Here is a 7929-nt window from a genome sequence, read left to right on the forward strand (position 1 = left end):
ATCGTGAGTGTGCCCGCGTCGAGGATCGCGGGCGGCTGCACCTTCGCCGGGCCCGTTGGACTCGGCGCCGCTTCGTCGGGTGACGACGAACAACCCACGAGCCCGAAGAGCGCCACGCCGGCAAGCCCGGCGATCAATGTGGTCTTCACCTTTTCCTCCAGATGTCAGCTGTTCAGCCGGGTGTATGCCAGGTCACACCGGTCGTCCTATCGAACGATAGGGCACTATCGGCCGATAGGGAATCATTTGACCGAACTCGTAACACCATTAACGCAGCCTTCACGAGCTGAACGCGCCGATCAATCACCGAAAGTCCTGGGTGATCGCGGATTCGGCCGCGTTCGCGACTCCACCGCACACTCGATGCGGGTGCCCGCGGCGGTCAGCGAACGGTGGTCAGTTCGAGATCGCGGAGCCTGGTCCGCGTGACTTTCCGGATGGCAGGCAGCCGGGACTGGTCGACCAGCAGGGACCGCACGACGAAGTCGGCCGCCTGCAATGGGCGCTCGCGTCGCGTGGGTCCGGATGGACCACCTTGTTCACGCAGCGTCTCGAACAGCGTGCCGTTGATCGCGCGTACCACGAAACTTGGTTCACACGGCACGAATTCACCGGTGTCGCTGCCCCGGTCGATGACGCGTTCGATCTGGTCGTGGAACAACGCGATGCCCTCCCGCTCGGCCGCGAAGTCGTCGAGCGCGAGGACGGCATCCTGATACAGGCCCCGTGCGTCGAACGGCTGGACCAGGATCTCTCGGACGTCGCAGGCGATGGCGAGGTGGAGCTTCTCGGCCCAGCTCGACGGCTCGTCGAGGCGCTGGTTCATCCGGCCGATCGACGGCCCGAGATCGAGTTCGACGAGGGCCCGGAAGATCTCGTGCTTGGCCTGGAAGTGGTGAAAGAGCGAGGGCTGGCGAATCCGAACGGCGTCGGCGATGTCGCGCGTCGACGTGCCGAAGTAGCCACGCTGGGCGAACAGAATCGATGACGCGAGCAGGATGCGGCCCCGCGTCGAGGACCAGTCGACCGTCTTCGGCTCCCAGTCCTTGCCGTACTTCACCGATCAACTGTGACACACGCCGTTCCGCGCCACCCGCATACTGAAGCTGACGGACTTGGACGAGGATCGCGTCGACGGAGGAGTACGCCTGTTCGGTCACCGACCCGCAACCGGTGGGGGTATGTCGTGACGGTCAACCGCGACGTGTCCTTCTGGTGGTAGCAGATCGGCCTGCCCAAGCCTCGGCCTGCACTAGCCGACGCCGTCGAGCGCCTCGGAATGACCATCTACGAGACCACCCCGGTGACCGAGATCAGTCGCGGCCTACCGGGCGGCGGACCGTTTCGAGTTCGACGGCCGGCCAACCAGTTCCCCGATCGCGCGCCGCCGACCTCGCCCCGGGTCGCTGACCGTCGATTCACGAGGGGCAACCGGGGCCGGCCAGGCCATCGCCGTCGGTCATGCGGATTTCTGGCTCGAGATCGATATCGCCATCATTTTCGTCGCACACCTTGCTGTCGCTGCCCGCGCTCCCGCTGCGCGGTATCTACGTGGCCCTCATGACATTCGGCTTCGGCGAGGTGGTCCGCCTGCTGATCATCGCCGACGGCACGGGGCTCACCGGTGGCACGTTCGGTCTGTCCGGATTCGCGGGATTCGGCTTCGACTCAGTGGACGCGCTGACACGTGACCGCCTGCACTATGCGATCGCGATGGACGTCGCGATCATGACGGGTCTGGCGATCTTCGCCATCATGCGTTCTCCGCTGGGCAGCGGACTCGTTGCGCTGCGGGACAACCCGACGCTGGCGGCCGCGCGCGGCATCGGCCCACGGGTGCTGCAGATGGTCGTCTTCGGGGTGGCGGGATTCTTCGCAGGTGTCGCAGGTGCGGTGTACGCCTTCGCCTTCAGCGTCGTCGCACCGACACTCATGGGCTTGGCCCCCATGACCCTCCTGGTGACGATGCTGGTGGTCGGCGGCCTCGGGACGGTCATGGGACCGGTCGTCGGCACGGTGATCATGGCGTTCGTCCAGGCGCGGTTGCACAGCTGGCCCGACGCACGCCTAATCGTGCTCGGGCTGATCCTCCTGGTGATGATCGTCGCCGTGCCCGCGGCATCGTCGCGCTCGCCGGGGAAGTACCGGAGGCGTCTCGACGACTGGATCGACGCGGGCGACGTCGACGATCCCGCGATGCCACCACGAGGCGGCTAGTGCCTGCCCAACACGTGGGGCCCTGACCTCTCGGGCACTCCCCCCGCAAAGCGCGCCCGCGACAGGGCCGCGACGTCGGCGTCCGGCGTGCGCCCCTCGGCGAGATCGGCGAGCACCTCGCCCATCAATGCGGAGTATTTGAAGCCCTCACCGGAGTCACCGCAGGCGATGACCACTCCGCCGTCGAGCCGGTCCACCACGAACCGACCGTCGGGTGAGTCGGTCCAGGAGCAGACCTGCGCATCAAGCACGGTCGGCACGACAGAAGCGAGGTCCGACCGCACGCGTTCCCGGATCGCTGCCGTGCGTGCGGGGTCGGGTGTCCGGTCCAGGTCGCCGTCGCGGTAGTCGCGCAGCGGGACGTCCAGGCCGACCTTGTATCCGACGCCGGGCGACGGCATCGCATAGATGCCCGCTCGGTGGTCGTCGGGCCCGTCGAACAGACACGGAAGCCGGTCGGTCGCGCCGGGCCGCGCGGGGTCACCGAAGTGGACCACCTGCTCGAGATAGGGATGCGTCGCGACGTCGACGCCAAGCCGAGCGAGCAGCGCCCCGGCACCGGGACCCGCAGCGACGACGGCGACGTCGGCATCGATGACCGTGCCATCGGCCATCGCCACCCGAACGCCACCCGAGGCGAACTCGACGTCCGTCACCCTTCGGATCAGAACCGTTGCACCGGAAGCGCTCTCGAACAACCTGAGCTGCGCATGCAATGAGGCGGCCGCGAGCACGATGCCCGCCTCCGGCTGCCAGACGGCGTCACGCCCGTCGGGTCGCAATCCTGGAAAGAACCGGCCCACGTCGGCAGACTGGATCGCCGTGTGGTGCACGCCCACCTGTTCCAGCGTGGACACCAGCGGCACCAGGGACTGGTCGTCACGCCACAGCAGACCTCGAGTCTCGAACACGGACACGCCTGCGCGATCGGCGAGCCGCTGCATGGCCTCGACGCCCCGCACGGCCAAGCGGACCCGGGCCGGGTCGGGATCGGCCAATCGCCACAACCGCGTCGGCCCAAGGGAGGAGGACATCGCGTTGAGCGCGCCGTAACGATCGACGAGTGTGACCCGGTGTCCGCGTCGAGCCAGTTCGGCTGCGGCGGGCAGACCCCACGCGCCAGCGCCGATCACCACGCACTTCACGACGCCACCACCATCAGAAGTGAAAACCGAGCTGCGCCGGAACGTCACTTCGGAAGGCGGCATCCAGGCCTGCCAACGTCTCGGCGCTGCCGCCCCGGATGCGATTGGCCGCCGCCAGGGTCGCGGCTCGATGAGCGCCGAGATACAGGCTGCCCAGCACGTCGAGGTCCATCACGAACTCCACTGACGCATCCGTTGGCGCGCAACGCGCTTTCCCGCCGCGGATTTCCAACGCGAATCGTCCTCCGTCGGAACGGAATCCGTCGCCGATCTCGATGACGGTGTCGATGTCTGCCTGATAGGTGCGGGCTTGCAGCGCCGCGGGCACGTCCATGATGCGTAGCCACAGGGCGTCCTCCGACGCCGTAGTGCGCACCAGACGCGAGTCGGTCAGAAGGTAGGGCAACGGGTCGGCGGGATGACTGGCGACGGTGATCGTCTCGACCAGATCCAGGCCCAGCAGTGCGCGCCACAACGCGGTGTGCGCTTCGGGGGTCGCCGCGGTGAACTCCTCCACGCGAATGTCTCTCGACTTGCCCCGGTACGCCCGGTAGAGCAGATAGCCGTCCGGGTGCAGGAAGGAGCACCACTTCGTGCCGCCGCCGCGCGAGTCCTCCCAGTCCGCCAACAGGTCGTCCCAAAGCGGCAGGGGTCGATCCAGGCCCCCGGGCGTGTGTCGGCGGTAGCGGTCGTAGATCCCGGCGAAGTCGTCACGGTGTTCGCGGGGCCGGACGACCCGCACCTGGCCGGGATCCGTTGCGTCGTGGTGGAACCGGGCGAAGCGGCGGTCCAGCGTCAGCTCCGTCTCGGTGGTGGCCGGCCCGTAGCCGAAGCGTCCGTAGATGCCACCCTCGGTGGCGGTCAGCGCCGCGATCGGGTAGTCCGCATCGGCGAAGCGCTGGTGCAGTTCGGTATACATGGCCCGCAGCAGACCGCGCCTGCGATGAGTCGGCGCGACACCCACCCAGGTGATCCCGGCGGCCGGCAGAACCGCACCGCCGGGCACCGTGAGCTTCATGTCGACGTAGTGCGCCATCGCGATGACGTCGTCGGAGTCGCTGACGACCACCGAGCTATCGGGCGGCATCAGGGTCCGCCAAGCGGCGAGGGTCTCCGCGTGCCAGAACGAGCCGTAGCTCGTGGCGGCCAACAGTGCCACCCCTGGCCAGTCGGCGTCGGTGACGTCACGCAGGGTCAAAGGAGCGGGAACGGTCACGCGTCTCAACGCTTGCTGACTTCGGTCATGATTCAGCTCCGCTGCGCTTCGTGAATATGATTCGGTGCCAATCCTTTTCGGCACTGGCAGTGATGTCGCTCATGACGTGCTTGATGGTGAGGTACTCCTCGAACGAATAGTCGCTCATGTCCTTGCCGAAGCCCGAGGCGCCGACGCCGCCGTGCGGCATCTCGCTGACGATCGGAATGTGGTCGTTGATCCATATGCAACCGGCCTTGATCTCCCGCGAGGCGCGTTGCGCGCGGTACACGTCGCGCGTCCACGCCGACGCCGCCAGCCCGTATTCCGTGTCGTTCGCCTGCCGGATGCCGTCGTCGTCGTCGGTGAACGCGCGCACCGTCAGCACCGGGCCGAAGATCTCGTTGCGGTAGACCTCCGAACGCTCGTCGACGTCTGCGATCAGGGTGGGCCGGTAGAACGAGCCGGGCCCCTGGGGAGCCGAGCCGCCGGTGACGATCCGCCCACCCTCGGCTGGCGCACGGTCGACGATGCCCACGACCTTGGCCCGGTGCGCCGTGGTGATCAGCGGGCCGAGGTCGGTGTCGGGATCGTGCGGATCGCCGACGACGATCTTGCTCATCAGCTCACCGACGCCCGCCACGAAGTCGTCGTACAGGGGGCGCGCGATGATGGCCCGCGTCGCTGCCGTGCAGTCCTGTCCTGTGTTGATCAGCGACGCCGCGACCGCGCCATGAATGGCGGCGTCGAGGTCGGCGTCGTCGAAGACCAGGAAGGGTGCCTTGCCGCCGAGTTCGAGCTGAGTGCGATGGCCGTGCTGGGCGGCGGCCGACATCACCTTGCGCCCGACGGCGGTCGAACCCGTGAAGGTCACCAGGTCGACGTCGCGGTGCCCGGCCAATGCGGTACCGGTGTCACCGCCGGCGCCGGTGACGACGTTGAAGACGCCGTCGGGCAGGCCTGCCTCGCTGGCGAGCCGGGCCAGCGTCAGCGTCGTCAGTGGCGTGACCTCCGCGGGCTTGATCACCACGGTGCAGCCGGCAGCCAACGCGGGCAGCACCTTCCACACCGCCATCTGCAGCGGATAGTTCCACGGCGTGATGCTCGCGACGACGCCGATCGCATCCCGCCGGATGCTCGACGTGTGGTCGGCCGAGTATTCGGCGGTCGCCTTGCCCTCGAGGTGACGGGCGGCGCCCGCGAAGAAGTCGATGTTGTCCACGCTGCCCGGCACGTCGAACTCCCGTGCCAGCCGCACCGGCTTACCGGTCTGGCTGACCTCCTCGGCCACCAGCGTTTCGGCGTGCTCGGCGGCGAGGTGAGCCAGTTTGGCCAGGACCGCCGATCGTTCCGCGGGAGTAGCCGTCGACCAGCCGGGCAGGGCCTTGCGCGCGGACGTCACCGCCAGGTCGACGTCGGCCGGCGTCGCCAGCGCGTAGTCGGCAACCACGTTTCCGGTGGCCGGATCGACCACCCGATGCACCTCGCCGCTGGTCTTCACATCGGCGCCGTCGATCCAGCTGCTCGCCACGGTCATGCCTCAAAACTAGCGGAGCACCGTCGCACGGGCTACGCATTACCGCGGTGACGACCGTATTGAACGAACGATTTCATGGTTGTGGTTGCCTGCGACGACGGATTCCGTGCACAATCGTGGGCATGGTCGATCAGGGTGCTCAACCCGTCATCGGCGCCGTCTCGCTGCGAATCAGCCATTCTCGTCCCGGCGCCGCCTTCCAGCTCGACGAACTGTCCAAGGCGATCATCGAAAAGCTGCAGCAGGACGGACGACGGTCCTATGCCGGCATCGGGAAGGCGATCGGGTTGTCCGAGGCCGCCGTCCGCCAGCGCGTCCAGCGCATGGTCGACGCCGGCGTCATGCAGATCGTCGCAGTCACCGATCCGATGCAACTCGGCTTCGCGCGCCAGGCGATGATCGGCATCCGCTGTACGGGAGACACCACCACGATCGCCGACAAGCTGGCCGTCATCGAGTCCGTCGACTACGTCGTGCTCACCGCCGGCTCGTTCGACGCCATCGTCGAGGTGGTCTGCGAGGACGACGGCGACCTGCTCGACCTACTCAACACGAAGATCCGCGCCATCCCAGGGGTGATATCCACCGAGACTTTGGTTTACCTCAAACTCGTCAAACAGCAATACAATTGGGGCACTAGATGACACTCATCGATTCAGATCCAGCAGTTTCCACCGACCTGGCCGCCAAGGCCAAGCGCCACCTCTGGGGGCACTTCGCCCGCCACGGCGACGACATCACACCGCCGATCATCGCCCGCGGCGAGGGCGTCCACATCTGGGACGACAAGGGCAAGCAATACATCGACGGCCTCTCGGGGCTGTTCGTGGTGCAGGTCGGGCACGGCCGCAAGGAACTCGCCGAAGCAGCCGCAAAGCAGGCCGAGACCCTGTCGTTCTTCCCGCTCTGGTCCTACGCGACGCCTCCGGCGATCGAACTGGCCGAGCGGATCGCCAACTACGCACCGGGTGACCTGAACCGGGTCTTCTTCACCACCGGCGGCGGCGAAGCGGTCGAGACCGCGTGGAAACTCGCGAAGAACTACTTCAAGCTGACCGGCAAGCCTGGAAAGTACAAGGTCATCTCGCGCTCGATCGCCTATCACGGCACCCCACAGGGTGCACTGGCGATCACCGGACTGCCGGCGTTCAAGGCGCCGTTCGAGCCCCTCACCCCCGGTGGGTTCCGGGTGCCGAACACCAACTTCTACCGGGCGCCGGAGCCCTTCGACACCGACATCAAGGCATGGGGACGCTACTGCGCCGACCGGATCGCCGAGGCCATCGAAGCCGAGGGCCCGGACACCGTGTGCGCGGTGTTCCTCGAGCCGGTGCAGAATGCGGGCGGCTGCTTCCCGCCGCCGCCCGGGTACTTCGAGCGGGTGCGTGAGATCTGCGACGAGTACGATGTGCTGCTGGTCTCCGACGAGGTGATCTGCGCCTACGGCCGCATCGGGTCGATGTTCGCGTGCGACGACTTCGGCTACGTGCCGGACATGATCACCTGCGCCAAGGGCCTCACGTCGGGCTACTCCCCGATCGGCGCGATGATCGCCAGCGACCGGCTGTTCGAGCCGTTCAACGACGGCAAGACCACGTTCGGGCACGGCTACACCTTCGGCGGACATCCCGTGTCCGCCGCGGTGGCGCTGGCCAATCTGGACATCTTCGAACGCGAGGGCATCAACGATCACGTCAAGGAGATGGCACCCGCCTTCCGGGCCACCCTCGAGAAGCTGTACGACCTGCCGATCGTCGGCGACGTCCGCGGCGAGGGGTACTTCTTCGGCATCGAGCTGGTGAAAGACAAAGCGACCAAGCAGACCTTCGACGCCG

The 7929-nt window shown here is 67.2% G+C and carries 7 protein-coding genes; 3 read left to right on the forward strand and 4 right to left on the reverse strand.

What is annotated here, in order from left to right; all coding sequences use genetic code 11:
- Window positions 1-382 precede the first annotated feature (382 nt).
- Window positions 383-1060: a TetR/AcrR family transcriptional regulator gene (locus QOI01_RS15755; RefSeq protein WP_526382451.1), complete on the reverse strand. Its 678-nt coding sequence runs from the start codon at window positions 1058-1060 to the stop codon at window positions 383-385.
- 452 nt (window positions 1061-1512) lie between these two features.
- Here QOI01_RS15755 and QOI01_RS15760 point away from each other — a divergent pair, with 452 nt between their 5' ends.
- Window positions 1513-2217, forward strand: a complete 705-nt coding sequence (locus QOI01_RS15760) for a branched-chain amino acid ABC transporter permease (RefSeq protein WP_526382453.1) — start codon at window positions 1513-1515, stop codon at window positions 2215-2217.
- Here the strand turns inward: QOI01_RS15760 and QOI01_RS15765 are convergent.
- The 3 genes from QOI01_RS15765 to QOI01_RS15775 are packed head-to-tail and all read right to left on the reverse strand — an operon-like array spanning window position 2214 to window position 6094.
- A complete protein-coding gene (locus QOI01_RS15765; RefSeq protein WP_526382455.1) occupies window positions 2214-3362 on the reverse strand; it encodes an NAD(P)/FAD-dependent oxidoreductase in 1149 nt (382 codons plus the stop codon). The two genes, QOI01_RS15760 and QOI01_RS15765, sit on opposite strands and share 4 nt — an antisense overlap.
- A gap of 13 nt (window positions 3363-3375) precedes the next feature.
- A complete protein-coding gene (locus QOI01_RS15770; protein WP_526382457.1) occupies window positions 3376-4578 on the reverse strand; it encodes an enhanced intracellular survival protein Eis in 1203 nt (400 codons plus the stop codon).
- Window positions 4579-4603: 25 nt separating this feature from the next.
- On the reverse strand, window positions 4604-6094 hold the full coding sequence (locus QOI01_RS15775) for an aminobutyraldehyde dehydrogenase (RefSeq protein ID WP_526382459.1): 1491 nt from the start codon (window positions 6092-6094) through the stop codon (window positions 4604-4606).
- Window positions 6095-6216: 122 nt separating this feature from the next.
- Here QOI01_RS15775 and QOI01_RS15780 point away from each other — a divergent pair, with 122 nt between their 5' ends.
- Both QOI01_RS15780 and QOI01_RS15785 read left to right on the forward strand, forming a co-directional pair.
- Complete coding sequence (locus tag QOI01_RS15780) at window positions 6217-6738, forward strand: Lrp/AsnC family transcriptional regulator (RefSeq protein WP_526382461.1); 522 nt, start codon at window positions 6217-6219, stop codon at window positions 6736-6738.
- A partial coding sequence (locus tag QOI01_RS15785; RefSeq protein ID WP_526382462.1) for an aspartate aminotransferase family protein occupies window positions 6735-7929 on the forward strand: 1195 nt, incomplete at its 3' end. The genes QOI01_RS15780 and QOI01_RS15785, both read left to right, overlap by 4 nt.

Origin of the sequence: Mycobacterium sp. (assembly GCF_032162605.1) — a bacterium.
Taxonomy (GTDB): domain Bacteria; phylum Actinomycetota; class Actinomycetes; order Mycobacteriales; family Mycobacteriaceae; genus Mycobacterium.

What these genes read in the sequence shown, in the direction of transcription:
- QOI01_RS15775 (WP_526382459.1), bottom strand. Translation starts at nt 6,094, where the DNA reads ATGACCGTGGCGAGCAGCTGGATCGACGGCGCCGATGTGAAGACCAGC.
- QOI01_RS15780 (WP_526382461.1), top strand. Translation starts at nt 6,217, where the DNA reads ATGGTCGATCAGGGTGCTCAACCCGTCATCGGCGCCGTCTCGCTGCGA.